25 protein-coding genes and 1 tRNA gene are annotated in these 25,833 nt (G+C 71.0%); 18 read left to right on the top strand and 8 right to left on the bottom strand.

Annotated elements, in window-relative coordinates:
- The first annotated feature begins 92 nt into the window (after positions 1-92).
- Positions 93-1,259, top strand: a complete 1,167-nt coding sequence (locus FS641_RS03820) for a cell wall metabolism sensor histidine kinase WalK (protein WP_144760204.1) — start codon at positions 93-95, stop codon at positions 1,257-1,259.
- Positions 1,256-1,936, top strand: a complete 681-nt coding sequence (locus FS641_RS03815) for a response regulator transcription factor (RefSeq protein WP_144760201.1) — start codon at positions 1,256-1,258, stop codon at positions 1,934-1,936. The genes FS641_RS03820 and FS641_RS03815 overlap by 4 nt, the downstream gene beginning before the upstream one ends.
- A 110-nt stretch (positions 1,937-2,046) precedes the next feature.
- Here the strand turns inward: FS641_RS03815 and FS641_RS03810 are convergent, their stop codons facing one another.
- Positions 2,047-2,658 carry a hypothetical protein gene (locus tag FS641_RS03810; RefSeq protein ID WP_144760198.1) on the bottom strand — a complete coding sequence of 204 codons (612 nt, stop codon included), beginning with the start codon at positions 2,656-2,658 and terminating at the stop codon, positions 2,047-2,049.
- A gap of 165 nt (positions 2,659-2,823) precedes the next feature.
- Between FS641_RS03810 and FS641_RS03805 the strand changes: the two genes are divergently transcribed.
- From FS641_RS03805 to rlmB, 4 genes are read left to right on the top strand one after another with little or no spacing between them, the layout of a single operon-like run.
- Complete coding sequence (locus tag FS641_RS03805; RefSeq protein ID WP_017888066.1) at positions 2,824-3,306, top strand: CarD family transcriptional regulator; 483 nt, start codon at positions 2,824-2,826, stop codon at positions 3,304-3,306.
- Positions 3,307-3,313: 7 nt separating this feature from the next.
- Positions 3,314-4,516, top strand: a complete 1,203-nt coding sequence (gene ispD / locus FS641_RS03800) for a 2-C-methyl-D-erythritol 4-phosphate cytidylyltransferase (protein ID WP_144760195.1) — start codon at positions 3,314-3,316, stop codon at positions 4,514-4,516.
- 32 nt (positions 4,517-4,548) lie between these two features.
- The gene (gene cysS, locus FS641_RS03795; RefSeq protein ID WP_144760192.1) at positions 4,549-5,958 is read left to right on the top strand and encodes a cysteine--tRNA ligase; all 1,410 of its coding nucleotides are present in this window, start codon (positions 4,549-4,551) and stop codon (positions 5,956-5,958) included.
- Between the two features lie 28 nt (positions 5,959-5,986).
- Positions 5,987-6,997, top strand: a complete 1,011-nt coding sequence (rlmB, locus tag FS641_RS03790) for a 23S rRNA (guanosine(2251)-2'-O)-methyltransferase RlmB (RefSeq protein ID WP_144760189.1) — start codon at positions 5,987-5,989, stop codon at positions 6,995-6,997.
- Positions 6,998-7,214: 217 nt separating this feature from the next.
- Here the strand turns inward: rlmB and FS641_RS03785 are convergent, their stop codons facing one another.
- Together FS641_RS03785 and FS641_RS03780 are read right to left on the bottom strand one after the other, a co-directional pair.
- Positions 7,215-8,519 (bottom strand): DUF4032 domain-containing protein, encoded by a 1,305-nt coding sequence (locus FS641_RS03785; protein WP_144760187.1) that lies wholly within the window; start codon positions 8,517-8,519, stop codon positions 7,215-7,217.
- A gap of 149 nt (positions 8,520-8,668) precedes the next feature.
- A complete protein-coding gene (locus FS641_RS03780) occupies positions 8,669-9,769 on the bottom strand; it encodes an ABC transporter ATP-binding protein (RefSeq protein WP_144760185.1) in 1,101 nt (366 codons plus the stop codon).
- Positions 9,770-10,036: 267 nt separating this feature from the next.
- Here FS641_RS03780 and FS641_RS03775 point away from each other — a divergent pair, with 267 nt between their 5' ends.
- Positions 10,037-10,957, top strand: a complete 921-nt coding sequence (locus FS641_RS03775) for a thioredoxin domain-containing protein (protein ID WP_144760183.1) — start codon at positions 10,037-10,039, stop codon at positions 10,955-10,957.
- A gap of 250 nt (positions 10,958-11,207) precedes the next feature.
- On the opposite strand, the gene FS641_RS03770 is transcribed toward FS641_RS03775, so the two are convergent.
- The gene (locus FS641_RS03770; RefSeq protein WP_144760181.1) at positions 11,208-12,098 is read right to left on the bottom strand and encodes a neutral zinc metallopeptidase; all 891 of its coding nucleotides are present in this window, start codon (positions 12,096-12,098) and stop codon (positions 11,208-11,210) included.
- A 60-nt stretch (positions 12,099-12,158) separates the two neighbouring features.
- Here FS641_RS03770 and FS641_RS03765 point away from each other — a divergent pair, with 60 nt between their 5' ends.
- A complete protein-coding gene (locus FS641_RS03765; protein ID WP_144760179.1) occupies positions 12,159-13,100 on the top strand; it encodes a 2-deoxy-5-keto-D-gluconate 6-phosphate aldolase domain-containing protein in 942 nt (313 codons plus the stop codon).
- Positions 13,101-13,117: 17 nt separating this feature from the next.
- Here FS641_RS03765 and FS641_RS03760 read toward each other — a convergent pair whose 3' ends face one another.
- Positions 13,118-13,810, bottom strand: coding sequence for an NAD(P)H-hydrate epimerase (locus FS641_RS03760; RefSeq protein WP_144760178.1), 693 nt, complete (start codon positions 13,808-13,810; stop codon positions 13,118-13,120).
- A gap of 32 nt (positions 13,811-13,842) precedes the next feature.
- Here FS641_RS03760 and FS641_RS03755 point away from each other — a divergent pair, with 32 nt between their 5' ends.
- The 3 genes from FS641_RS03755 (at position 13,843) to FS641_RS03745 (ending at position 17,326) form a co-directional block, all read left to right on the top strand.
- Positions 13,843-14,631 carry an alpha/beta fold hydrolase gene (locus tag FS641_RS03755; protein WP_144760176.1) on the top strand — a complete coding sequence of 263 codons (789 nt, stop codon included), beginning with the start codon at positions 13,843-13,845 and terminating at the stop codon, positions 14,629-14,631.
- A gap of 159 nt (positions 14,632-14,790) precedes the next feature.
- Positions 14,791-15,822, top strand: coding sequence for an aldo/keto reductase (locus FS641_RS03750; protein ID WP_144760174.1), 1,032 nt, complete (start codon positions 14,791-14,793; stop codon positions 15,820-15,822).
- A 64-nt stretch (positions 15,823-15,886) separates the two neighbouring features.
- Positions 15,887-17,326: a glycosyltransferase family 39 protein gene (locus FS641_RS03745; RefSeq protein WP_144760165.1), complete on the top strand. Its 1,440-nt coding sequence runs from the start codon at positions 15,887-15,889 to the stop codon at positions 17,324-17,326.
- Between the two features lie 34 nt (positions 17,327-17,360).
- Here FS641_RS03745 and FS641_RS03740 read toward each other — a convergent pair.
- Positions 17,361-17,433 (bottom strand) — tRNA-Thr (locus tag FS641_RS03740).
- Between the two features lie 37 nt (positions 17,434-17,470).
- Entirely contained in the window at positions 17,471-17,875 is a 405-nt protein-coding gene (gene msrB, locus FS641_RS03735; RefSeq protein ID WP_144760162.1) for a peptide-methionine (R)-S-oxide reductase MsrB, read from the bottom strand.
- 57 nt (positions 17,876-17,932) lie between these two features.
- Between msrB and FS641_RS03730 the strand changes: the two genes are divergently transcribed.
- The 7 genes from FS641_RS03730 to FS641_RS03700 all read left to right on the top strand — a co-directional run bounded on the left by FS641_RS03730 (position 17,933) and on the right by FS641_RS03700 (position 23,907).
- The gene (locus FS641_RS03730; RefSeq protein ID WP_222122042.1) at positions 17,933-18,400 is read left to right on the top strand and encodes a GNAT family N-acetyltransferase; all 468 of its coding nucleotides are present in this window, start codon (positions 17,933-17,935) and stop codon (positions 18,398-18,400) included.
- Complete coding sequence (locus FS641_RS03725) at positions 18,397-19,389, top strand: DUF2332 family protein (protein ID WP_144760159.1); 993 nt, start codon at positions 18,397-18,399, stop codon at positions 19,387-19,389. Before FS641_RS03730 ends, FS641_RS03725 begins: the two co-directional genes overlap by 4 nt.
- A 115-nt stretch (positions 19,390-19,504) precedes the next feature.
- Complete coding sequence (locus FS641_RS03720) at positions 19,505-19,822, top strand: DUF3263 domain-containing protein (RefSeq protein WP_260855677.1); 318 nt, start codon at positions 19,505-19,507, stop codon at positions 19,820-19,822.
- Entirely contained in the window at positions 19,819-20,400 is a 582-nt protein-coding gene (locus tag FS641_RS03715; protein ID WP_144760153.1) for a LytR C-terminal domain-containing protein, read from the top strand. Before FS641_RS03720 ends, FS641_RS03715 begins: the two co-directional genes overlap by 4 nt.
- A gap of 236 nt (positions 20,401-20,636) precedes the next feature.
- Positions 20,637-20,840, top strand: coding sequence for a cold-shock protein (locus FS641_RS03710; protein WP_022903461.1), 204 nt, complete (start codon positions 20,637-20,639; stop codon positions 20,838-20,840).
- A 235-nt stretch (positions 20,841-21,075) separates the two neighbouring features.
- Positions 21,076-22,698, top strand: a complete 1,623-nt coding sequence (gene groL, locus FS641_RS03705; protein ID WP_144760150.1) for a chaperonin GroEL — start codon at positions 21,076-21,078, stop codon at positions 22,696-22,698.
- 312 nt (positions 22,699-23,010) lie between these two features.
- Positions 23,011-23,907 carry a hypothetical protein gene (locus FS641_RS03700; protein WP_144760147.1) on the top strand — a complete coding sequence of 299 codons (897 nt, stop codon included), beginning with the start codon at positions 23,011-23,013 and terminating at the stop codon, positions 23,905-23,907.
- A gap of 182 nt (positions 23,908-24,089) precedes the next feature.
- Here the strand turns inward: FS641_RS03700 and FS641_RS03695 are convergent, their stop codons facing one another.
- Positions 24,090-25,793, bottom strand: a complete 1,704-nt coding sequence (locus FS641_RS03695) for a cell wall metabolism sensor histidine kinase WalK (protein ID WP_144760145.1) — start codon at positions 25,791-25,793, stop codon at positions 24,090-24,092.
- Between the last annotated feature and the right edge of the window lie 40 nt (positions 25,794-25,833).

Raw genomic sequence — 25,833 nt, 5'->3', positions numbered from 1 at the left:
GTGCCTGAACGCTTCGCGATCCGACGGGCAGAGCGGGCCCGAAGCGGGTGAACGGTGCCGGAACCCCTCGTGACGACTCCTACACTGACGGCATGGACAACGCGTGGCTCGTGCCACTGTCGATGCTCCTCGGCGGGGTCTTCGGCGCGGGCGTCGTGGTGCTGATCATCACCGCCGAGCGCACGGCACGTGCAGCCGACGTCGCCGAACGCACCCTGCCGGACGGCGTCGCAGCGGTGATCGCGACGATGCACAACCCCGCCGTGGTCGTCGACCCGTCGAACACGGTGGTCGCCGCGTCGCCGCAGGCCCTCACCGTCGGGCTGGTCGTCCGACGCCGGCTCGCGCACGACGAGCTCCGCGCACTCGTGGACCGGGTGCGGGCGAGCGGGGAGATGGGCGCCGAGGACCTCGAGCTCCCGCGGGGGCACCGCGGCGAGCTCATCAGCTACCTGAGCTTCCGGGCGGCGCAGCTCGGCAACCGGTACGTGCTCGTCACGGCGGACGACCTCACCGAGTCCCGCCGCATCGACGAGGTCCGGCGTGACTTCGTCGCCAACATCTCGCACGAGCTGAAGACCCCGATCGGCGCGATCGGCCTGCTGTCCGAGACCCTCATCGCCGCCGCGGACGACCCCGTGCACGTGAAGAAGTTCGCCGCGCAGCTCGTCACCGAGTCCGAGCGGCTCGGCGCCCTGACGAAGGACATCATCGAGCTGTCCCGGCTGCAGTCCGTCGACGCGCTCGAGGCCAGCGAGGAGACGTCCATCGACAAGGTCGTCCAGGCCGCCGTCGACGCGAACGAGGTCGTCGCGCGGGCGCGCGACATCGAGCTGGTCCGGGCGAAGAAGTCCCGCCTGCGGGTGATGGGCGACCCCGGCCTGCTGCAGGTGGCGGTGTCGAACCTCATCGCGAACGCGGTCAAGTACTCCCCGGACCACACCCGCGTGGGCGTCGGCGTCCGGAGCAGCAAGGGCTTCGTCGAGATCGCGGTGACCGACCAGGGCGTCGGCATCCCGGAGGCCGACCTCGACCGGGTGTTCGAGCGGTTCTACCGCGTCGACCCCGCACGATCGCGTGCCACCGGGGGCACCGGCCTCGGCCTCGCGATCGTGAAGCACGTCGTCGGCAACCACGGCGGCGACGTGCGCGTGTGGTCCCAGCCCGGCAAGGGCTCGACCTTCACGATCCGCCTGCCCGAGGCGGACTCCGAACTGACAACAGCACTCGAAGAGCAACTGGAAGAGCAGCCATCGTGACCAAGATCCTCATCGTCGACGACGAGCCGGCCCTGAGCGAGCCCCTGGAGTTCCTCCTGCAGCGCGAGGGGTACGAGACCTCCGTCGCGGCGGACGGCGTGACCGCGCTGTCGAAGTTCGACGCGGAGAACCCGGACCTCGTCCTGCTGGACCTCATGCTGCCGGGACTGTCCGGCACCGAGGTGTGCCGGCAGATCCGCACGCGGTCGAACGCCCCGATCATCATGCTGACGGCGAAGGACTCCGAGGTGGACATCGTCGTCGGGTTGGAGCTCGGCGCCGACGACTACGTGACGAAGCCGTACTCGACCCGGGAGCTCCTGGCCCGCATCCGCGCGGTGCTTCGCCGACGCACCGAGGACGACCCCGGCGACAGCGGCGTCCTGCAGGTCGGCGGCATCAAGATGGACGTCGAGCGACACACGGTGTCCGTCGACGGCACGGAGACGCCGATGCCCCTCAAGGAGTTCGAGCTCCTCGAGCTGCTCCTCCGCAACGCCGGGCGCGTGCTCACCCGCGGACAGCTCATCGACCGGGTGTGGGGGTCCGACTACTTCGGCGACACCAAGACGCTCGACGTGCACATCAAGCGGATCCGCTCGAAGATCGAGCGGATCCCCTCGGCGCCGGAGGTGCTGGTCACCGTCCGCGGTCTCGGGTACCGCATCGAGGCGTAGCGACGGACAGGAGGCCCGGCCGCGCCGCCACGGGCTCGGCGACGCGGGCCCGGTGCGGTGCGGTGCGGTGTGGGGCTGTGCGTTCTCGGCCCGGGGCGGGCCGGAGGGGACTAGCCGGCCGGGGTGGCCGTGGTGTCGTCGCTCGGCGTCGCCGTGCCGTCGGCACCGGGCGTCGCCGTCGGGGACTCGGCCGGGAGCGTGACGCGCGAGGTCGGGGACGGCGTCGGCGCGAGGGTCTGGTACTCCTCCTGCGCGTTCGTCAGGACGGGGACGCTGGCGGAGACGCCCTCGGCGCCCGGGTACGAGAAGTACACCTTGACGAGCGAGCCAGGACGGGTCTTCACGCCGGTGAACACGACGTCGTCGGACTCGGCGGCGCGGGTGCCCTGCTCCGAGTCGCCGCTCTCGACGCTCGACTCGGCGCGCTGCGACGACGACGAGGACGGGTCGACGTGCGAGTTCGCGGGGACCACGATCGTCTGGGCCACGCTGGAGACCTCGACGGTCAGGGTGATGTCGTCGTTGCTGCTGTTCACGACCGTGCCCACGAAGCGGGCGCTCTTGCCGGTGTCGGAGATGAGCAGCGCGTTGCGGACGTCGATCTTGCCGGTCGTGACGTTGACGCCGTCGGTGATCTGCTTGATCATCGTGGTGTCCTGCGGCGTCATGAACGCGCAGCCGGTCGCACCGATCGCGATGGTTGCCGCAACGGCGACGGACACGAGTACCCGAGCTCGCAAGAGATTCCTCCGAAGATCACGATGCGCTGGCCGATCGGTCCCGCGCGCCCTCCATCCTACCGATCAGCCGGGAGTGCTCGCGGTCAGGCAAGCCTTACCCGAAATTCCCTTGTGGTAAACTGGGTGTTGCGGAACGGAGCTTGATACATGCAATTCGAGGTCGGCGAGACCGTCGTCTACCCCCATCACGGGGCGGCAACCATCTCTGAAGTCAAGACGCGAGTCATCAAGGGCGAGGAAAAGGTCTACCTGAAGCTGCGTGTCACGCAGGGTGACCTGACGATCGAGGTGCCGGCGGACAACGTCGACCTGGTCGGCGTCCGAGATGTGATCGGCAAGGAAGGCCTCGACAAGGTCTTCGAAGTGCTGCGCGCACCGTTCACGGAAGAGCCCACGAACTGGTCTCGTCGCTACAAGGCGAACCTCGAGAAGCTCGCCTCCGGTGACGTCATCAAGGTCTCCGAGGTCGTCCGCGACCTCTGGCGCCGCGACCAGGACCGCGGTCTCTCCGCCGGCGAGAAGCGCATGCTCGCCAAGGCGCGTCAGATCCTGATCTCGGAGCTGGCGCTCGCGGAGAAGACCGACGAGGACAAGGCATCGACCGTCCTCGACGAGGTCCTCGCCTCCTGACGACGCTGTGACGGAGCAGTACTCCACGACGACCGCCCGGACTGATGCAGTCCGGGCGGTCGTCGTCGTCGCGGCCGGTTCCGGCACGCGACTCGGCCTCGGTACCGCGAAGGCGTTCGTGCCGGTGGCCGGGCAGCTCATGCTCGAGCGGGCGTTGACGCCGCTGTTCAGCCTGGAGTCCCCGACGTTCGTCGTCGTGGTCGCCCCCGCGGACCTGCTGGCGCGGTGCGCCGAGGTCGTCGCCGAGGTGGCCGGTCCGGCCGTCGGGTACACCGCGGTGGTCGCGGGCGGCGCCGACCGACACGCCTCGGTGCAGGCCGGCCTCGAGGCGCTGCCGTCCTCGATCGAGACCGTGCTGGTGCACGACGCCGCACGCTGCCTGACGCCGGCCGCCCAGTTCGCGGCGGTGTTCGACGCGGTCGACGCCACCGGAGCCGGCATCGTTCCGGCGCTGCCGGTCGTCGACACGGTGAAGCGGGTGTCCGGTGCCGTCGTCGAGGCGACCGTCGACCGGTCCTCGCTCGTCGGCGTGCAGACACCGCAGGGGTTCCCCCTCGCCGGACTCCGCGCGGCGTACGCGGCGTCGGAGCGGTCCGAGACCGACGACGCCGGGGTGTTCCAAGCCGCCGGCGGGACGGTCCGGGTCGTCCCGGGCGACGCGGACGCGTTCAAGGTCACGACGCCGTGGGACCTCCGCCGGGCGACGAGCATCGTGTCGGCGCGCACGGAACCGAGTGCACCCGACGTGCGGCTCGGCCTCGGGGTCGACGTGCACGCCTTCGACGCCGATGCTCCGTGCCGCGTCGGACTCCTCGACTTCCCGGGCGAGCACGGCCTCGCCGGGCACAGCGACGGCGACGCCGTGGCGCACGCGGTCTGCGACGCCCTGCTCTCCGCCGGGGGGCTCGGTGACATCGGCGGCCGCTTCGGCACGGCGGACCCCGCGTACGCCGGTGCGACCGGGGACGTCTTCCTGCGCGGTGCGGTCGCGGCACTGCTGGACGCCGGCCTCGCCCCGACGTCGGTCACCGTGCAGGTGATCGGGAACCGTCCCCGGATCGGCGGGCGGCGCACCGAGATGGAGGCCGCGCTGTCGGCGGTGGTCGGGGCCCCGGTCGCGGTCTCCGGCACGACGACGGACGGACTCGGCTTCACCGGCCGCGGCGAGGGGCTCGCGGCGATCGCGACGGCGCTGGTCCGCGCCTCCTGAGACGGCGTGCCCGTGCCGATTAGGGTTGTGCCGTGACCGTTCGCCTCTACGACTCCCGCGCCGCAGACGTCGTCGACCTCGTTCCCCTGGTCGACGGACAGGTCAGCATGTACGTGTGCGGTCCGACGGTGCAGTCGTCGCCGCACATCGGGCACCTCCGCTCCGCGCTGGTGTACGACATCTGGCGTCGCTGGTTGACGCACCGCGGGTACCGCGTGACCCTCGTGCGGAACGTGACGGACATCGACGACAAGGTGCTCGACCTCGCGGCTCAGACGGACGAGCCCTGGTGGGCGCGGGCGTACCGCGTCGAGCTCGAGTTCACCGCCGGGTACGCCGCCCTCGGCATCCTCCCGCCGACGTACGAACCACGGGCGACCGCGAGCATCCCCGAGATGCAGGCGATCATCGCCACGCTCATCGAGCGCGGCCACGCCTACCCGGCGGCGGACGGCTCCGGGGACGTCTACTTCGACACCGCGAGCTGGGACGCGTACGGCGCGCTCACCCGACAGCGTCGCGAGGACATGGTCGAGGCCGCCGACGCCGACCCCCGTGGCAAGCGGGACGCCCGCGACTTCGCGCTCTGGAAGGGCGCGAAGGACGGCGAGCCGGCCACGGCGAGCTGGGACTCCCCGTGGGGCGCCGGCCGACCCGGGTGGCACATCGAGTGCTCTGCGATGTCCCGGCGCTACCTCGGTCCCGCGTTCGACATCCACGGCGGCGGACTCGACCTCCGGTTCCCGCACCACGAGAACGAGCTCGCCCAGTCCACCGCGGCCGGCGACCCCTTCGCCTCGTACTGGCTGCACAACGGGCTCGTCACGGTCGGTGGCCAGAAGATGTCGAAGTCGCTCGGCAACTCGATCTTCGCGGCGGACTTCCTCGGGGCGGCCAGGCCGATCGTCGTGCGGTACTTCCTCGGCGCCGCGCACTACCGCTCCACGATCGACCACCACGAGGGGTCCCTCGCCGAGGCCGAGGCTGCACTCGACCGGATCTCCGGGTTCCTCGACCGCGCCGCCGCCCGGCTGGAAGGGGTCTCGCTCGCCGACGCCCCCGGCGTCCCCGAGGCCTTCGCCAGTGCGATGGACGACGACCTCTCGGTCCCGCAGGCGCTGGCCGTCCTGCACGAGACCGTCCGTGCCGGGAACGCCGCGGCGGACGCCGACGATGCGGAAGCGCTCGGGACCGCGTACCATCAGGTGGCCGCGATGGTGGAGGTGCTCGGCATCGACCCGCGGGCGTCCCACTGGTCCGGTGCCGGACAGGACCCCTCCGCCGCACCGCTCGCCGCGCTCGTCGAACGCCTCGTCCAGGAGCGCTCCGACGCAAGGGCGTCGCGGGACTTCGCCACGGCCGACCGGGTGCGCGAGGACCTCGCGGCCGCGGGCATCACGATCGAGGACACGACGTCCGGAACACGCTGGAGCATCGCCTGACCACGGCAGTGCCGAACAGGAGAGAACCATGAAGAACGTCTCGGGCAACAAGAAGGGCCGTCCCGGTGCCGTGCGCTCCGGGCGCAAGGGCAACAAGCAGGTCGGCTCCGGCGGCCAGGGCGCCCAGGCGCTCGAGGGGCGCAAGCCCACGCCGAAGGCCGAGGACCGCCCGTACCACCCCGCCGGCAAGCGCAAGGCGGCGAAGGAGCGGTACGAGGCCGCCCGCGGACGCCACGGCGCATCGAGCTCGCCGTCGAACCGGACTGGCCGTCCGCCGCAGCGGAAGACCGACGACTCCGAACTGGTGACCGGGCGCAACTCGGTGCTCGAGGCGCTCCGAACGAAGACGCCGTCGACGACGCTCTACATCGCCGCACGGATCGAGGTGGACGACCGCGTCAAGGAGATCCTGGCGCTCGCCAACCACCGCGGTGTGCCGATCATGGAGATCATGCGCCCGGAGCTCGACCGCATCACCGGGCACGACAGTGTGCACCAGGGCGTCGCGCTCAAGGTCCCGGCGTACGAGTACGCCGTCGCCGAGGACGTCGCCGAGCGGGCGTTCTCCCGCGACCAGGTGCCGCTGATGGTCGCCCTCGACGGCATCACCGACCCGCGCAACCTCGGTGCGATCATCCGCTCCACCGCGGCGTTCGGCGGCCACGGCGTCATCGTGCCGCAGCGTCGTTCGGTCGGCGTGACCGCGTCGGCCTGGAAGACCTCGGCCGGTGCTGCCGCCAGGACCCCCGTCGCGATGGCGCCGAACCTGACGCAGACGCTCAAGTCGCTGAAGTCGATGGGCCTGTTCGTGCTCGGCCTCGACGGGGACGGGGACGTCGAACTCGACGCGCTCGAGCTCGCCGACCGTCCGATCGTGATCGTCGTGGGGTCCGAGGGCAAGGGGCTGTCCCGCCTCGTGACCGAGACGTGCGACGCGATCGTGTCGATCCCGATCTCGTCGGCCACCGAGTCCCTGAACGCGGGCATCGCCGCGAGCGTCACCCTGTGGGAGGTCGCCCGCCGCCGACGCGCGGAGTAGGCGCACCACCGCACCGCCTGGAGGCCCGGTGCCGGTCCCTGGGACCGGCACCGGGCCTCCAGGCGGTTGCGGTGCCCGTGCGCTGGCGGCGCGGTTGTGTGTGCGGTGCCGGTGCGCTGGCGGTTCCACAACTCGCCGCTCACGTCCGACGAGGTTCCACGACACGCTGTCGGAACCCGTCGAGATGCCAGAATTCTGGAACCTCGGCGGGGACGCCTCAGACCGTGGCGCGCCAGTCCTCGACGTCGTCGGACTCGGACTCGTCGTCGTCGATGACCGGGATCGGGACGGTGATCGACGAGGTCGGCGGGTTGATGAGCAGGCGCTCGTCCCGACGGTGGCGCAGGACGTCGTTGATGTACGCGGTCGTCGCCTCCGGCAGGGAGACGGAGCGCTCCTCCTGCTGCGACATGAACCAGCGGTGCTCGAGCAGCTCGTGGAAGACCTCGGCGGGCTCGAGCCGTCCGCGGAGCTCCCGCGGGATCGCCCGGACGACGGGCTCGAACACGCGGGACACCCACTCGTGCGCGACCATCTCCTCGTCGAGTTCGTCACGACCGTTCCGCGCGCGGTAGGCGTCGAGGTCGTTGAGGAGCCGCCGGGCCTGGTTCTCCCCGGCGTCGAGCCCGGTCAGGCGGAGCAGGCGGCGCTGGTGGTGCCCGGCGTCGACGACCTTCGGCTGGATACGGACCTGCGCGCCGCCGGCGGCGGTGTTGATCGAGAGTTCCTCGATGTCGAAGCCGAGCGCGTTCAGCCGCTCGACCCGGTCGTTGATCCGCCAGCGCTCCTTCGCGTCGAACTGCTCCGTGCCGGTGAGCTCCTTCCAGAGCGTCCGGTACTGCGCGACGATCCGATTCGAGACGTCCACGGCGTCGGCGTTCTCGTCGAGTCGACCGCCAGCCTCGAGGTCGAGCAACTCCCCGGCGATGTTCACGCGTGCGACCTCGAGGTCGTTCTCACGTTGCCCGTTCGACAGGCCGCCGGGGTAGAGCTTGCCGGTCTCGGCGTCGACGAGGTACGCGGCGAAGGACCCGGCGTCGCGACGGAACAGGGTGTTCGACAGCGAGACGTCGCCCCAGTAGAAGCCGAGGATGTGCAGGCGCACGAGCAGCAGGGCGAGCGCGTCGACGAGTCGGGTCGCCGTGTCCGGCCGAAGCGTCTGCGAGTAGAGCGCGCGGTAGGGAAGGGAGAAGCGGAGGTGCCGTGTGACGAGCACCGGGTGGAGCGGTTCGCCGTCCGCGCTGACGCGGTTCGTGATGACCGCCACCGGGTCCACACACGGCACGTCCATCCGCTGCAGGGTCCGCAGCATCTCGTACTCGGAGCGGGCGATCTCCTCGCCGGTCTCCTTGACGGCGACGACGTACCCGCTGAGGTGCACGAAGCGCACCAGGTGCCGTGAGATGCCCTTCGGGAGCGCGACGATCGTCTCGTCGGGCCACGCGTCGAGCGGCAGGTCCCACGGCAGGTCGAGCAGCCCGGGGTCGACGGTCGCGGCGGTGATGGAGAGGGAGTCGGGCACGGTGGTTCCTTCAGGGGTGCGGACTGGGCCCACCCCGCCGGTTCCCGGGCGACGCGCCAGCGGCGTCCGGGCCGTGTCGGGGGTGGGACGACGGGAGCCCGCCACCCGCCCTTGTGAGGCGGGCGCGGGCTCCCGGATGGTGCTGTGGATCAGGCGCTGACGACGGCCTTGTCGTCGAGGCGCTCGCCCGACTCGGCGTCGAACACGTGCACGTGGCCCTGCTTCGGGCTCACGACGATCGTGTCGCCGATCGAGGGGTGCGCGCGACCGTCGACGCGGGCGACGATGTCCGTGCGGGTGCCGTTGACGTCGGCGTGGCCGTACAGGTAGCCGTCGGCGCCGAGTTCCTCGACGACGTCGACCGTGACCGGCAGACCCTCGCCCGACTGGGCCACGATGATGTCCTCGGGGCGGACGCCGACGGTGACCTGACCGGCGCGGGCGTTGCCGAGCGTGTCGCGGTCGATCGGGTGGTTGAGCGAACCGAACGAGATGCCGCCCTCGACGACACCCGCGGGGAGCAGGTTCATCGCGGGGGAGCCGATGAAGCCGGCGACGAACACGTTGTTCGGCTTCTCGTACAGGTCGCGCGGGGTGCCGACCTGCTGCAGGATGCCGTCCTTGAGCACCGCGATGCGGTCACCCATGGTCAGCGCCTCGGTCTGGTCGTGCGTGACGTAGACCGTGGTGACGCCGAGGCGGCGCTGCAGCGAGGCGATCTGGGTGCGGGTCTGGACGCGGAGCTTCGCGTCGAGGTTCGACAGCGGCTCGTCCATGAGGAACACCTGCGGCTGACGGACGATCGCGCGGCCCATCGCGACGCGCTGACGCTGACCACCGGAGAGTGCCTTCGGCTTGCGGCCGAGGTACTGCTCGAGGTCGAGGAGCTTGGCGGCCTCCTGCACGCGGGTGGCGCGCTCCTCCTTGCCGACGCCGGCGATCTTGAGCGCGAAGCCCATGTTCTCGGCCACGGTCATGTGCGGGTACAGCGCGTAGTTCTGGAACACCATCGCGATGTCGCGGTCCTTCGGCGGCACGTCGGTGACGTCGCGGTCGCCGATGCGGATCGCGCCGGAGTTCACTTCCTCGAGCCCCGCGAGCATGCGGAGCGAGGTCGACTTGCCACAGCCGGAGGGGCCGACGAGGACGAGGAACTCGCCGTCGGCGACGTCCAGGTCGAGGGAGTCGACCGCGGGGCGGTTGCCTCCGGGGTACAGACGGGTTGCCTTGTCATAGGTGACGGACGCCATGAGCGTTCGGTCCTTTCTCCACCGGCAGGTACGTGCCGGACGATCCGAGTGAAGCGGTGTGCCCGTGAGGGCCCCGGATGGTCGCCGTCGACCATCGATGGCCATACAACACGAATCGGGGTCAGCGCGCCAGTGCCTCCCGGCACATCATGCGGTTCCCAGCACCTCGGTGTGCGCTTCCCAGAACCCGCCACTACGATCGGTCGGGTCCGTCCGCCGTGCGGGGGTGAGCGCGTGCGGACCCCGATCAGGAGGACGACCGACGCCATGACGAACCGCCCCGAGGGTGACGCCCGCGCCGAGCGGAACCAGCGCCGTGCCGCAGCACGCGAGCGCGCCCAGCGAGCCCGACGCCAGCAGAAGCGCCGCCAGCGCGGGGTCCGGATCGGCCTGCAGGTCGGACTGGGCGTCGTGCTCCTGGCGGCGGCGACCGTCGTGACGCTCGTGCTCGTCGACTCGACGCAGCCCGCCGGCCCCGGCCCCTCGTCGATGCGCGACGGCGGCATCACCATCGGGCAGGACCTGAAGGCGGTCACGGCGGGCTCCTCGTCGTCACCGGAGCCGACCGCGTCCGACGCGGCCGAACCGGTGCGCATCACGATGTACGTCGACTACCTCTGCCCGATCTGCGGTGCGTTCGAGAAGACGAACTCGCGCTACATCGAGCAGCTCGTCGACTCCGGGGTCGCCACGGTGGACATCCACCCCATCGCCATCCTGTCCAACCGGTCCCAGGGGACGAAGTACTCGCTCCGCGCCGCCAACGCCGCCGCGTGCGTGGCGCAGTCCTCGCCTGACCAGTTCTTCGCGGTGAACCGTGCGCTGTTCGCGGACCAGCCTGAGGAGGGCACCGCCGGGCTCACCGACGCCCAGTTGAAGACGCTGGTCACCGGTGTCTCCGGGGTGCAGGCCAAGTCCACGATCCGGGACTGCATCGACGACCAGCGCTACGGCAAGTGGGTCGACGAGCGCACGAGTGCCGTCACCGGCGGGGACATCCCGGGATCGGACCTGTCCGAGTTCCCGGGGACGCCGCTCGTCCTCGTGAACGGTCAGCAGTACGAGTACTCGCAGCCGTTCACCAACGAGGAGTTCCGGACGTTCGTCATCACGGCCGCCGGCTCCGGGACGCCAACACCGACCCCGGCCCCGACGCGGTCGGCGAGCCCGAGCGCGTCCGCCAGCTGAGCGGTCACGACTCCCCGCGGGCGACGCGGCGAGCGGTCGCGACTCCCCGTCGGCTACCCGGCGAGCGGTCGCGGATCGTCGCTCCGCGGCGCTCGACCCGACGTCTCGTGACCACTCGACGGACCTGAGCGGGGTGTCGTGACCAGTCGGGTCGGGATGGGTCTGGACGGGATCAGTCTGGTCGGGACCGGTCTGGTCGGGACCGGTCGGGTCGGGACAGCTCACCGCCGGTCACGAACGGCGCGACCGGTCAGAGCGAGGACCCCGGCACGGTGAGCGTGTCGCAGCTCGTCGCGCCCTGCTCGTAGCCGCGCTCGAACCAGCGCTGCCGCTGCGCGCTCGACCCGTGCGTGAACGAGTCCGGGTCCACCTGGCCGGTGCTCCGACGTTGGATGCTGTCGTCGCCGACCGCGCTCGCCGCGGAGAGGGCGTCCGCGATCTGCGCCTGCGTGATCGGCTCGAAGAAGGTCTGCCCGTTCGCGGCCGTCGTGTTCGCCGCGTCGCCGACCCACGCCCCCGCGTAGCAGTCCGCCTGGAGCTCGACGCGGACGCTGCCCGAGGACGCCCCGGTGCCGCTCCGGTCGGTGTCGGCGAAGGTGCCCTGGAGCTGCTGCACGTGGTGGCCCCACTCGTGCGCGACGACGTACATCTGCGCGAGCGGACCGCCCGACGCGCCGTACTTCGCCTGCAGGTCGTCGTAGAACGCGGTGTCGAGGTAGATCGCGCGGTCGGGCGGGCAGTAGAACGGACCGGTCGCTGCCGACGCCGTCCCGCACGCGGTGTCCGTCGACCCGTCGAACAGCCAGAAGTCGGGGGACGAGTACGTGATGCCGAGCTGCCGGCTCTCGCTCGTCCAGTAGGCGTCGAGCGACTCGGCCGCACCCTCCATGCGGCAGTCGATGCTGGCGTTCGCGTCCCGACCCGTCCGGCACTCGGCGACCGGTGAGGCCTCGTCGCCGGCCTGCTGGATCTGCGTCACCCCGCCGGAGTCGACCAGCCCACTGAGGTCGACGCCGGTGAACTGGGCGATCAGGAACACGACGACGGCGGCGATGCCGACACCGCCGCCGGCGATCGCCGTGGTGCGCCCGCGCCGCCTGACCTTGCCGCCCTGCAGTTGCGAGTCGTCGTTGAACGTCATGCCCACGAGGGTACGGATCACCGAGCCGCCGTGCACCGAACAGCGAGTACACCGGGGTGCATGCCCGTTCTCGACGAGACCCACCCCCTCTTCCTCTTCGCGATGGACCAGCGGTCGTCGCTGCTGGAGCACACCTACGACGAGTCCGACGGCGAGCCCGCCGACGAAGCCGAGGCGGAGCGCGTCCGCGCCGGCAAGCAGCTCGTCTACCGCGGTGTGCTGTCGGCGCTCGCCGCCGGAGCCGCACGCGAACACACCGGCGTCCTGGTCGACGAGCGCTACGGCGCGGACGTCGCCCGGCTCACGAAGGAGGCCGGGCTGCAGCTCGCCATGCCCGTCGAGCGGTCCGGACGCGAGTGGTTCGAGCTCGAGTACGGCGACGACTGGATGGCGCACGTCGACGCGTTCGACCCGGACTGGGTGAAGGTGCTCGTCCGCGACAACCCCGCCTTCGACGCCGATCGCCGGGCCCAGCAGGCGGCGGACCTCGCCGACGTCGCGACCGACCTGCACGACGCCGGTCGGCCGTTCCTCGTGGAGCTCCTCGTCCCCGGCACCGACGAGCAGCAGGCGTCCGTCGAGGACTACGACCGCGACCTCCGGCCCGACCTGGTCGTCCAGGTGCTCGAGTACCTGCAGGACCGCGGGGTCGAGGCCGACGTGTGGAAGCTCGAGGGCCTCGACCGTCGGGAGGACGCCGAACGGGTCGTCGCCACCGCGCGCCGTGACGGTCGCGACGGCGTGCAGTGCATCGTCCTCGGCCGCGACGCACCTCAGGACCAGCTCGACCACTGGCTGCGCACCGCGGCGTCGGTCGACGGCTTCGTCGGGTTCGCCATCGGCCGGAGCAACTGGGAGGAACCGCTCGAGGACGTCGTGCGCGAGCACCTCGACGAGGCCGCCGCGACCGACCTGATCGCCGCGAACTACCGGCACTTCGTCGACACCTGGCTCGAGGCGCGCGGGGACGTCGAGCACGGGGTGGACGCCGGCGGCATCTGACCGACCGGGCGGCGAGGTCAGCTGCGGACCAGGGGCTCCACCGCCGCCAGGTCCGCGCCGATCCCGACGTCGACCAGCTCGATCCGACCGGCAAGGGTCGCGCCGGGCCCACGGAGCAGTCCGGCCTTCACCCCGCCGAACGTCACGGTGACGTCGGCGTGCAGCACGTGGTCGTCGGCGACGGCCCCGGTGTCCACGTCGATGCCGCTCGGCACGTCGACGGCGACGACGAACGGCGCCCGCTGGTCGCGGGCCAGCTCGCGGATCGCGCGCACGACCTCGCGCGCCGGGGAGCGGAGCGCGGACGCGCCGTGCACCCCGATGCCGAGGACTGCGTCGAGCACCAGGTCGGCGCGGAGCGCCGCGTCCGTCGCCACCTGCGCGGGGTCACCGGCCAGGAGGACCGCCCCGGCTCCCAGCGCCGCTGCCAGGCCCGCCTCGTGGACACGCGAGCCGACGCGCAGGACCTCGACGTGCCTCCCGTCCGTTGCCAGGCGCGCACCGGCGAACAGGGCGTCACCGCCGTTGTCGCCGCTGCCCACCAGGAGGAGGACGGACCCTGGTCCGTCCACCGGCCGCTCGGCCGGGTCGTCGAGCAGCCCCGCGACGATCGTCGCGAGCCCGGCCGCCGCCCGCTCCATGAGCGGTTCGCCCGCGTCGAGGTGGGGCCGCTCGGCCGCCCGGATCTGATCGCCGCCGTAGCCGTCCATGCCACCACACTGCGCCGATACGCTGGGAGGTCATGTCACTCGTCCCCGCCGCACCCAGCCCCCGCTTCGTCATGTCGCCCGACGGGCGGCAGCTCGCCACGTACGACTTCGGCGACCCGGACGCCCCCGTGGTGGTCGCCGTGCACGGGTTCGCCTCGGCGGCGCTGCTCAACTGGCACGCCTCAGGCTGGACGCGGGACCTGCTCCGCGCCGGGTACCGGGTCGTCGCGCTCGACCAGCGCGGGCACGGCGCCTCGGCGAAGCCGCACGAGCCGGACGCGTACTCGATGGACCTGCTCGTCGCCGACGTCACCACCGTCATCGACACGTACCTGCTCGACGACGTGGCGTTCCTCGGGTACTCCCTCGGCGCCCGCGTGGGCTGGCACACGGCCGAGCGCATCCCGGACCGGATCTCGCGTGCGGTGTTCGGCGGGATCCCGGACGCCGACCCGATGCGCCGCGTGCAGGTCGACCAGGCGCGGGCGTTCATCACCGACGGCACCCCCGTCGAGGACCGCGTGACGGACGGGTACCTGACGATGGCCGCGAACGTCGAGGGGAACGACCTCCGGGCGCTCGTCGCGATGGTCGAGGGGATGCGGAACAGCATCGAGCCGACGCCGGCGAACGCTCCAGGGCAGCCGATCCTGGTGGCGGCGGGCAGCGAGGACGGCATCCGGGACAGCGCCGTGCGGTTGGCCGCGGCGGCGCCGGACGCGTCCTTCTTCGAGATCCCGGGGCGGAACCACTTCAATGCGCCGACGTCGCGGGCGTTCCGGGAGGCGGCGATCGCGTTCCTGGGCGGAACCACGCAGTGACACCGTTCGGCGCGCCGACGTCGCGGGCGTTCCGGGAGGCGGCGATCGCGTTCCTGGGTTCGTGACCGGGGGCGCCGCGTCCTGACCGGAGGCGCCGCGTCCTGACCGGTACCGCCAGGGCCTGGCTCGCTCGGGACTCGGCGGCGTAGCGTCCGCCGCATGGAACAGCGACTCCTCGGGAACAGCGGGACAGCGGTGTCCTCGCTGACCCTCGGCACCATGACCTTCGGCAGCGAAGCCGACGAACCCACCTCACACGCCATGCTCGACGCCTTCGTCGCGGCCGGCGGCACGCTCGTCGACACGGCGGACGTCTACTCCGGCAACGAGTCGGAACGCATCATCGGGCGCTGGCTCGCCGCGCACCCGACCGAGGCCCGGCAGGTCGTCCTCGCGACCAAGGGACGGTTCCCGCAGGGCGACGGGCCCAACGACCTCGGCCTGTCGCGGCGGCACCTGCGCATCGCACTCGACGCCTCCCTCGAGCGACTCGGCGTCGAGTACATCGACCTGTACCAGATGCACGCGTGGGACGCGCTGACGCCGATCGAGGAGACCCTGCGCTTCCTCGACGACGCCGTCACAGCGGGCAAGATCGGCTCGTACGGCTTCTCCAACTACCTCGGCTACCAGGTCACGAAGGCCGTCTACGAGGCGAAGGCGCACGGCTGGGCACCCCCGGTCACGCTGCAGCCGCAGTACAACCTGCTCGTGCGCGACATCGAGCACGAGGTCGTCTCCGCCTGCCTCGACGCCGGCATCGGACTGCTCCCGTGGTCCCCGCTCGCCGGCGGCTGGCTCTCCGGCAAGTACCAGCGCGACGAGGCCCCGACCGGCTCGACCCGCCTCGGGGAGAACCCGCAGCGTGGCATGGAGGCGTGGGAAGCCCGCAACGGCGACGAGCGCACGTGGCAGGTGCTCGACGCCGTGTCCGCGGTCGCCGACGCGCACGACGCCTCGAAGTCGCAGGTCGCCCTCGCGTGGCTGCTCGCCCGTCCGGCCGTCACGAGCGTCATCCTCGGCGCGCGGACCGTCGCGCAGCTGCAGGACAACCTCGGCGCCGCCGACCTCGTGCTCACGGACGAGGAGCTCGCGGCACTCACCGACGCCAGCGCCCCGCGGGTCGACGACTACCCCTACGGGACCGCGGGCGTGGCGCAGCGGGAGCGCCGGATCAGCGGCGGCCGCTGACCGAGACGGTGCAGCAGCCCGGGGTGCCGAGGCGCTCCGGGCTGCCGCCCCGTAAGCTCTCGGCGTGCAGAACCGGACCACCCCTGGCGTGACCCAGCGACCACGGGTACGCGTGGCCGCTCTGGTGCTGCTCGCGCTCGCCGCTGCCTACCAGTGCTTCTGGCGCATCGCGTCCGAGAACGTCGGCGGTGACGAAGCGACCTACGTCAAGGCCGGTCTGGCGTACGTGCACGGGGCGTTCGAGCTCAACCGCGAGCACCCGCCGACCGCCAAGTACCTCTTCGGCCTCGCCCAGCTCGTCGCGGGCGACGGTGCCACCGGTCCTCGCGTGCTCGTCGGCGCCATGGTCGTCATCGGCGCGGCCGTGATGTTCTGGTGGCTGCGCCGGGAGGTCTCGTTCTGGGCCGGGTACGCCGCGGCGGCGCTCTGGACGCTGACCCCGCGTGGCGGCGCCGGCGCCCGCGTCGACCGCGTCGCGCTCCTCGACCCGGTCATGACGTTCTTCGCGCTCGTCGCACTGTTCGCCATCTGGATGTGGCTCCGGACCGACCGGTGGTGGTGGCTCCCGTTGTCGGCGGTGCTGATGGCCGCATCGGTGACGTCGAAGGTCTCGACGCTCGTGCTGCTCCCGGCGTTCCTCGTCGCCCCGATGCTCTTCCGGAAGTGGCGGGCGCTCGCGATCGGTGGACCGGTCTGGCTCGGGGTCTTCGTCGTCACGGGCGTCGCGCTGTACGCGCCGATGGGGATGGTCTCGGCCATCCGGTACATGCTCGACGTCCAGGGCGGACAGAACGCCGGCGGCCACCCGGTGATCCTCGGCGGTGTCGTGCACCAGTTCGCGCCGTGGTGGGCGAACGCCCTGTTCCTGCAGGAGGGCGTCGGCACCGGGGTCGTCGTCGTGTTCGTGGTCGGCGTGCTGCTCGCCGCGGTCGTCCGCCCGGGGCGCCTCGTCGTGTTCCTCGCCGTGCCGCTGGCTCTGCTCGTGGTGTTCTACTCGTTCGTCGCGAAGGTCGCGCTCCCGACGTACTACTCGGCGTGGGTGCCGTTCATCGTGCTGCTCGCCGCGATCGGCCTCGCGCGGCTCGCAGCGCTCCCGCCCCGGCGTCTCACCGCGACGGTCTCGACCCTCCTGGTCCTGGTGGCGTTGGTCGCCAGCGCGCCGTTCGCCCGGACGGTCTGGGAGACGCGCCCGGTCGGCATCGCCCGACTCGTGCCGCTGCTCCGCCACGAGGGCGTCCGCAGCGGGAACGTCTACTTCGCCGGGATCTCGCCGAGTGCCTACGTCGAGTACGTCCCGACCGGCGCGGTGCGCGACGTGCGGGACGCCCCGTTCGCCGCGATCGTCATCGGGAACGACGAGCGCTTCCCGCCGCCGGTCGAGGTCAGGGACCTGCTCACCTCGGAGCGGTCGTCGTTCGAGCGGGTGCGGCTGGACGACATCGTCGTGTGGATCCCCGACGGCGAGGTCGTCGCGGACGGCACCGGGCTCACCGTCCGCAGGTGAGCGGCCGAGGCCGCCGCGGGACGGTCGATCAGAGGGCCGGCAGCGGGACTTGAACCCGCAACCCCCGTATTACAAGTACGGTGCGCTACCAATTGCGCCATGCCGGCTGACGCGCATCATCCTACCGGTGAGCGCGTCGGGGACTCATTCGCTCTTCTCGGAGAAGTTGAGCGAGAGCGAGTTCATGCAGTACCGGTCGCCGGTCGGCGTGCCGAAGCCGTCCGGGAACACGTGCCCGAGGTGCGAGCCGCAGTTCGCGCAGCGGACCTCGGTGCGGGACATGCCGAGCGAGTTGTCCTCGATGAGCTTGACGGCATCGGGGTCCACCGACTCGTAGAACGACGGCCAGCCGCAGCCGGAGTCGAACTTCGTGCCGCTCTTGAACAGCTCGGCGCCGCACGCGGCACAGGTGTAGATCCCGGCGCGCTCCTCGTCGAGGAGTTCGCCCGTCCAGGGGCGCTCGGTGCCCGCCTGCCGGAGGACGGCGTACTGCTCGGGGGAGAGTTCCTCACGCCACTCGGCGTCGGTCTTCTCGACGTTGTATGCCATTGATGTGCCTCCTGCTTCTGGCGCTGTGGTGCAGCCACCCTCAGTAAACTCGTCCGGGTGTCCGAGCATTCCGTGCAGCACGCCCGATGGGACCGTCTGACGACGGACGAACTGTACGGCATAGTCCGACTCCGGAACCGCGTGTTCGCGCTCGAGCAGCGCGTCTCGGACGAGGACTTCGACGGCCGCGACCGGGAGCCGGACACCGAACACTGGTGGTTCGGCGCCGACGACGAAACGGTCGGGTACCTCCGCCTGATCCGACCCGCTGCCGGCGAGGTCCACCCCGAAGGGACCGCTCCGCCGTCCTGGGTGATCGGTCGGGTCGCCACCCACCCCGAGCACCGCGGCCGCGGCATCGCCGGCCGGCTGGTCGCCGCCGTGCTCGACCGCCACGGTCACGAGCCCTTCGTCCTGCACGCCCAGGAGTACGTCGCCGCCCTCTACGAGCGCCACGGCTTCGTCCGCTTCGGTGAGCCGTACGTCGAAGCCGGCATCCGGCACGTCGGGATGCACCGCGGGTGACGACGAGGGACCGCTACGCCGCGTACGCGGAACGCATCGAGGGCGTCTCGCCGACGTACGCCGCCTGGGCGCGTTCGCTCGACGAGCACCTGGTGCGGCTCCTCGACGAGGTCCCGCCGACCCAGCGGCAGCCCGAGCTGCTGTTCGCGGTCGCGCGACGACTCGGTGCTGATCCGTCGGACCCCGGTGCGCTCCGCGCGCTCGGACGGGAGGCTCGCCCCGCCCTGGTCGCGGCCCTCACCGCCGCCACGATGCAGGCCAACGACCCGCGGCGGCTCGGCCCCGTCGTCCCGCTCCTCGCGGCCGTCGCCACCGACTCCGCGCGGCCGATCGGGCTCGTCGACGTCGGCGCGTCCGCCGGGCTCTGTTCGATCCCGGACCGGGTCACGCTCGACTACCGGGTGCCCGACGGCGACTCGACCAGGACCGTGCGGATGCACACCGCACCGACGGAGCCGTCGATCCACCTGGTCGCCGACGCCCGGGGAGCGGTGCCGGCGCCGGCCACGGCGCCGATCCGGGTCGCGGCCCGCGTCGCACTCGACCCGCACCCCGTCGACCTGGCGACTACCGGCGCCTTCGACCGTCTGGTGGAGGCGGTGCCGCCCGAGGCCCTGGAACGCACCGCCCTGATGCGCGAGGCAGCGCGCGCGACGCTCGCCGAGCCTCCCGTCCGGGTCGTCGGCCGCGTGCCGGACGACCTGGACCGGGCACTCGACCGCCTGCCGGACCACTGCGAACCCGTGGTGCTGACCACCGGGACGCTCGTCTACGTCCCGGGGCGAGAGCGTCAGCGCTTCGTCGACCGGATCCACGAGCTGGGCGTGCGGTGGATCGCCCTCGAGCGGACCGGGATCCTGTCCGGCGTGGCGGCGACACTGCCCCCGGAGGTGGACCCCGACGACCCTGCGGCGTTCGCGACACTGTCGTTGGACGGGCAGGCCGTCGCGGTGTCCGACGCCTTCGGCACCGAGATCCGCTGGTCCTGACCACGCTGAGCGTGCGTTCGGCCGATTCCGCGACAGTCCAGCACCATGCCAGGGTCGGCCTCGATCGCACCCCTACGATGTGCGGGACCCGTTCCCCGAATGCGATCGGACCGTCGTGACGACCATCCCCGCGGACGAGCTCAGTGAGCTCGCCAAGCACGTGCTCGCGTTCGAGCACGACCGCGCGCGGCACGACCGGACCAAGGAAGCGGAGATCCGGGTCGAGTTCGACATGTCCCCGGCGCGGTACTACCAGGTGCTGAACCGTGTGATCGACTCACCGGCAGCGCTCGCCTACGACCCGCAGCTGGTCGGACGGCTCCAACGACTGCGCCGTGCGCGGACGACCGCGCGGGCGAACCGCAGCTTCGTCGTGCCCGGGTCCGCGTCCCCGTCTGCCGATGCCGGCACCGGAACCGAAGAGGAACGATGACGAGATTCCCCCATGACCGCTTCGACGACGTGACCGACGGGCCACGCGTCGGCGCCCACCGTGGCTCGTACCGGCGGGGCCGCGGGTGGATCGCGTTCGCGTGGGCGGCCCTCGCCACCGGCGTGCTCGTCGGCATCGGGGTGCTCGTCCTCGCGCTCCTCAACGGCAGCTACTCCTTCAACGGGGACAGCTCGTCCCCGGCGCCCTCGGCGTCCTCGTCGGCCACCTCGACGGCGGCACCGTCCGGCGAGCCGTCGGCGGGCAGCTCGTCCGAGGCGGCCGCGGCGTCGCCGTCGGACCAGGGCAGCACCACGCTCGTCGTCCTCAACGGCACGTCGACGCGTGGTCTGGCCGCGACGGCGACGACGAAGCTGACGACCGCGGGGTGGAAGGTGACCTCGAGCGGCAACGCCGGGACGACCGGCACCCCGTCGACGATCGTCTACTACCAGCAGGAGTCGCAGGCGGCCCTCGCCAAGGGCATCGCGGCGTCCCTGGGGGTGAGTGCCGTGCAGCAGTCGTCGGCGTTCCCGAACGCCGACGTGAGCGTCGTGCTCGGGGCCGACTTCACCGGTTGAACCCGGCATTTGTGACGGCGGTGTTTCCGGCACGTTGAGTTCCGGAGGAATCGACGTGAAATGGGCTGTTGCCCTCTTGCCGAATCGCGCTTCCTGATTAGAGTCACAAGTGGTCATCCCGTGATCGGAATGTCGACGGACCTCGGTGCGCTCGCCAGGAACACCCGGGCCCGACCCGCGGCGTCTCCCGACGACGCCGTCGATCGCAACAGCAGTACCGCAGGGAGCAACAGATCATGGCCAACGGAACCGTCAAGTGGTTCAACGCTGAGAAGGGCTTCGGCTTCATCACCGTCGATGGAGGGGGCCAGGACGTGTTCGTCCACTACTCGGCCATCGACATGAGCGGCTACAAGGTCCTCGAGGAGGGGCAGGCAGTGACGTTCGACGTCGGCACGGGGTCCAAGGGACCGCAGGCCGAGTCGGTGCGTCCGGCGTAGTCGTCCGAACCACACCACGAGCGCGTCGTCCCCGATGGGGCGGCGCGCTCGTCGCGTGTCGGGGTGTGTGTCGTCCGGGTGCTCGTCGTGTGTCGGGGTGTGTGTCGTCCGGGTGCTCGTCGTGTGTCGGGGTGTGTTGCACTCTCGGGGGTCGAGTGCCAGAATCGGGGTTGGCACTCGGTGACGCTGAGTGCCAGAAGACCCCCACGACGTCCGGGAGGGACGAGAAACTCACATGGCTAAGATCATTGCTTTCGACGAGGAGGCCCGCCGTGGCCTCGAGCGCGGCCTGAACCAGCTGGCCGACGCCGTGAAGGTGACGCTCGGCCCGCGCGGCCGCAACGTCGTCCTCGAGAAGAAGTGGGGCGCCCCCACGATCACGAACGACGGTGTCTCCATCGCCAAGGAGATCGAGCTCGACGACCCGTACGAGAAGATCGGTGCGGAGCTCGTCAAGGAGGTCGCCAAGAAGACCGACGACGTCGCCGGTGACGGTACGACCACCGCGACCGTCCTCGCCCAGGCCCTCGTCCGCGAAGGCCTCCGCAACGTGGCCGCCGGTGCCGACCCCGTCTCGCTGAAGCGCGGCATCGAGAAGGCCGTCGCGGCCGTCTCCGACCAGCTGCTCGCGAACGCCAAGGACATCGAGACCAAGGACCAGATCGCCGCCACCGCGTCGATCTCCGCCGCGGACCCGACGATCGGTGCGCTCATCGCCGAGGCGATCGACAAGGTCGGCAAGGAAGGCGTCGTCACCGTCGAGGAGTCGAACACCTTCGGCACCGAGCTCGAGCTCACCGAGGGCATGCGCTTCGACAAGGGCTACCTGTCGCAGTACTTCGTGACCGACCCCGAGCGTCAGGAAGCCGTCTTCGAGGACGCCTACATCCTGATCGTCAACTCGAAGATCTCGAACATCAAGGACCTCCTGCCGGTCGTCGACAAGGTGATCCAGGCCGGCAAGCAGCTCCTGATCATCGCCGAGGACGTCGACGGTGAGGCCCTGGCCACGCTCGTCGTGAACAAGATCCGCGGCATCTTCAAGTCCGTCGCCGTCAAGGCCCCGGGCTTCGGCGACCGCCGCAAGGCCATGCTGCAGGACATCGCGATCCTCACCGGCGGCCAGGTCATCTCGGAAGAGGTCGGCCTCAAGCTCGAGAACGCGACGCTCGACCTGCTCGGCAAGGCCCGCAAGGTCATCATCACCAAGGACGAGACGACCATCGTCGAGGGTGCTGGCGACGAGGACCAGATCGCCGGGCGCGTCAAGCAGATCCGCGCGGAGATCGAGGCGACCGACTCCGACTACGACCGCGAGAAGCTCCAGGAGCGCCTCGCGAAGCTCGCCGGTGGCGTGGCCGTCATCAAGGCGGGTGCCGCGACCGAGGTCGAGCTCAAGGAGCGCAAGCACCGCATCGAGGACGCCGTCCGCAACGCGAAGGCCGCCGTCGAAGAGGGCATCGTCGCCGGTGGTGGCGTCGCCCTCATCCAGGCCGGTGCCGTGGCGCTCGACTCCCTCTCGCTCGAGGGTGACGAGGCGACCGGCGCGAACATCGTCCGCGTGGCGATCGACGCTCCGCTCAAGCAGATCGCGCTCAACGCCGGCATGGAGCCCGGTGTCGTCGCGGCCCGCGTGCGCGAGCTCGAGTCCGGCTGGGGCCTCAACGCCGCGACCGGCGAGTACGTCGACCTCATCGCCGCAGGCATCATCGACCCGGCCAAGGTGACCCGCTCGGCGCTGCAGAACGCCGCGTCGATCGCCGGTCTGTTCCTCACGACCGAGGCCGTCGTCGCCGACAAGCCCGAGAAGGCATCGGCCGCTCCGGCCGGCGACCCGACGGGTGGCATGGACTTCTGATCCAGTCCTGACACGGAAGGGCCCCCGCACGCAGTCGCGTGCGGGGGCCCTTCCGCGTGCGGGGGTGCCGGCGCCCGCCCCCCCCGCCCTCCGCCGAAGTTCCGGCCCGCCCCCGAAGTTCCGTAATTGCGGCATCTCGCGCGTTCGGCGCGGTGAGTCATGGAACTCCGTCGAACGCGGCCGGCGAGTTGTGGCACCTGGTTCCGCCGACCCGACGGCGGCTGTTCCGCACAGGAGGCTCGGGTCACCTCGTTCTCCACGGAACCATCCCAGAGCGCGGTTCACCACAGACCTACCGTTGATCCTTCTGGGATGACCGATCCGTCGTCCGTGCCGAACACCTGGCGGGGCCCGTTCCGCGTCGATGCCGCGTTGGCGAACGGACTCTCCCGATCCCGGCTCACGCGTCGTGACCTCATGGCACCACTGCACGGGGTCCGCGCACCTGCGGCGTACGAGGTCGACATCATCGAGGCCGTCGCGTTGGTACTCCGCCGAGACCAGTACGTCAGTCACGTCACCGCGGCTCGGTTGTGGGGCGCGCCACTTCCGAGTCGTCTCCAGGATGCGCTCGTCCACGTGACGTCGATCGGCCCGGCCCCGATCATGCGGCGGCCGCAGGTGACGCCGCACCGGATCCGGGTCGGCGACCCCGACGTCAGGACCCTGCACGGTATCCCGGTGAGCGGTCCGGCACGGTGCTGGTTCGAATGCGCGTCGATCCTCACCGTCGAGGAGCTCGTGGTCCTCGGTGACTTCTTCGTCGGACCATCCGCGCTGGCCACCATCGACGACCTGGCTGCGGCGATCACGAGGAACGCCCGCGCCGCAGTCACGGCGCGAGCAGCGTTGGGGCGCGTCCGGGCTGGCGCAGAGTCGCCCATGGAGACCCGGATGCGCCTGAGCGTCGTCGATGCCGGGTTCCCAGAGCCAGAAGTGAACGTGGACGTCTTCGACGATGACGGTCAGTTCCTCGGCCGCGTCGACCTGGCGTGGCCTGAGTCGCGGATCGCGCTCGAGTACGACGGGGAACACCACCGTGGTCGAGAGCAGTACCGCCGGGACCAGCGACGAGCCAACGGATTCAGCGTCAACCGCTGGATCGTGATCCACGCCACGGCGATGGACGCCGACCGGCCGAGCGTGCTGTTTGAACGGCTCCGCCAGGCATTCGTGCAGCGCCGACTCGAGCAGCGTCGCGCCGCCTGACACCGAACCGGAGCAGGAGTGCGCGCCGTTCTCTCGAGGTTCCACGACTCGCCGCCGCCTACCGCCGAGATGCCACGAAACGCCCGTGCGTCGCGTCGAGATGCCGCAATTACGGAACCTGGCCGGGGACGGAACCCGGCCTGCGACGGAACCTGGGCCGGGCCGAGCATGAGCCCCGCGCCTCAGGACAGGGTGGGGGCAGCGTGCTCGGCGGCCTGCGGCATGTAGTCGCGGGGGAGCAGGGGAAGCCAGACACGGAACGTGGCGCCACCACCGTCGGTGTCGAGGACCTCCACGGATCCCTGGTGCGCGGCGACGATGCCCGACACGATCGCCAGACCGAGCCCGGAGCCACCGGTGTCCCGCGCGCGGGACGTGTCGGCACGCCAGAAGCGCTGGAAGATCTTGTCGCGCAGCTGCGGCGGGATGCCCTCGCCGTGGTCGATCACGTCGATGTGCGCCATGCCGCGGTCGTCATCCACGCCGATGCCGATCTCGATCGGGGCGTCGTGCTCGGTGAACCGCATCGCGTTGCCCATCAGGTTCGTGATGACCTGGCGGATCTTGTTCTCCTCGGCGAGCACGATGGGCGGTCGCTTCGGCATCACGATCGTCGGCAGCGGGGTGGTCTCGTCGGTGATCGGCCCGTCGACGTTCATCGCTCGGGTCCGGCGTGCCCGCAGTCGCGCGAGGGTCTGCCGTGAGAACGCGATCGGCCCCGTGGTGTTCGCGGAGGGGGAGGCCGGAGGCGCGTCCGAGGACGAGGGAGTGGCGGCAGGGCCGAAGGCCGACGGCGCACGGACCGCCTGCGGCACGTCCTCGACGAGCACCTGGATCTCGCGGTCCGGGTTCGACGCCATGGTGTCGAGCGCCGAGTCGCGGGCGATCGCGACGAGGTCGACCGGACCGAGCTCGAGGGGCTTCGACTCGTCGATGCGCGCCAACTGCAGGAGGTCCTGCACCAGGAGACCCATGCGCTGGGCCTCCTTCTCGATGCGGTCCATCGCCTGGGCGACGTCCTCGTCCTTGCGCAGCGCCCCCATCCGGTAGAGCTCGGCGTAGCCGCGGAGGGACACCAGCGGCGTCCGGAGTTCGTGGGAGGCGTCACCGACGAAGCGGCGCATCTGGTCGATGGTGCGCTGACGGTCCTCGAAGGCGCTGTCGATCCGCTCGAGCATCGCGTTGAGCGACCGGTTGAGGCGACCGACCTCGGTGTTCGGGGTGTCGGCGTCGAGGCGCTGGTTGAAGTCGCCCGCGGCGAAGCGGGCGGCGGTGTCCTCGACGTCACGCAACGGGTCGAACGTCGCGGTGACGAGGAGCCGCGTGAGCATCGCCCCGAGCAGGATCACCGAGATGCCGAAGCCGAGGAAGATGATCGTGAAGCGGGTGATCGTCTGGTCGGTGTCCGCGCTGGACACCGCGACGAGGACGTACCCGGTCTCGGTGGACCCGGTCGCGAGGTTCTGCAGGTTCGCGGGGGAGACCTGGGCGCGCCACTCGTGGTTGTGCTGCTTGTCGTAGAGGCTGAACGGGTTGCTCGTCTTCGCGGCAGCGGCGAAGTCGACGGAAGAGATGTCCGGCTGCGAGGTCGACTGGGTGTCGCAGATCTGCTTGCGGTCGGCGGCGTAGGCGGCGACGTAGGTGCTCTTCTCGAGCACCTGCGAGATCTTGCAGTACTGCTCCCCGTCGGAGATGTTCTGCCCCTCGAGCTGCGTGGTCGTCGTCGTGACCTGGTTGTCCAGCTGCTTGAGGAGGTACGTCGACAGCACGGTCATGGTGCCGAGGCCGGCGACGAGCAGCCCGAGCGCGACGAGGAGCACCGTGATCCCGGTGATCTTCGTGCGCAGGGATATGCCGTCCCACCAGCGGTTCATTCTCGCGTGCATGCTGCCTCAACGGTAGACGGCGCCCGCCCGGTGAAACCGG

The sequence above is a fragment of the Curtobacterium sp. 9128 genome, assembly GCF_007673775.1.
Taxonomy (GTDB): domain Bacteria; phylum Actinomycetota; class Actinomycetes; order Actinomycetales; family Microbacteriaceae; genus Curtobacterium.
This window is presented reverse-complemented; position numbering and strand designations above follow the sequence as displayed.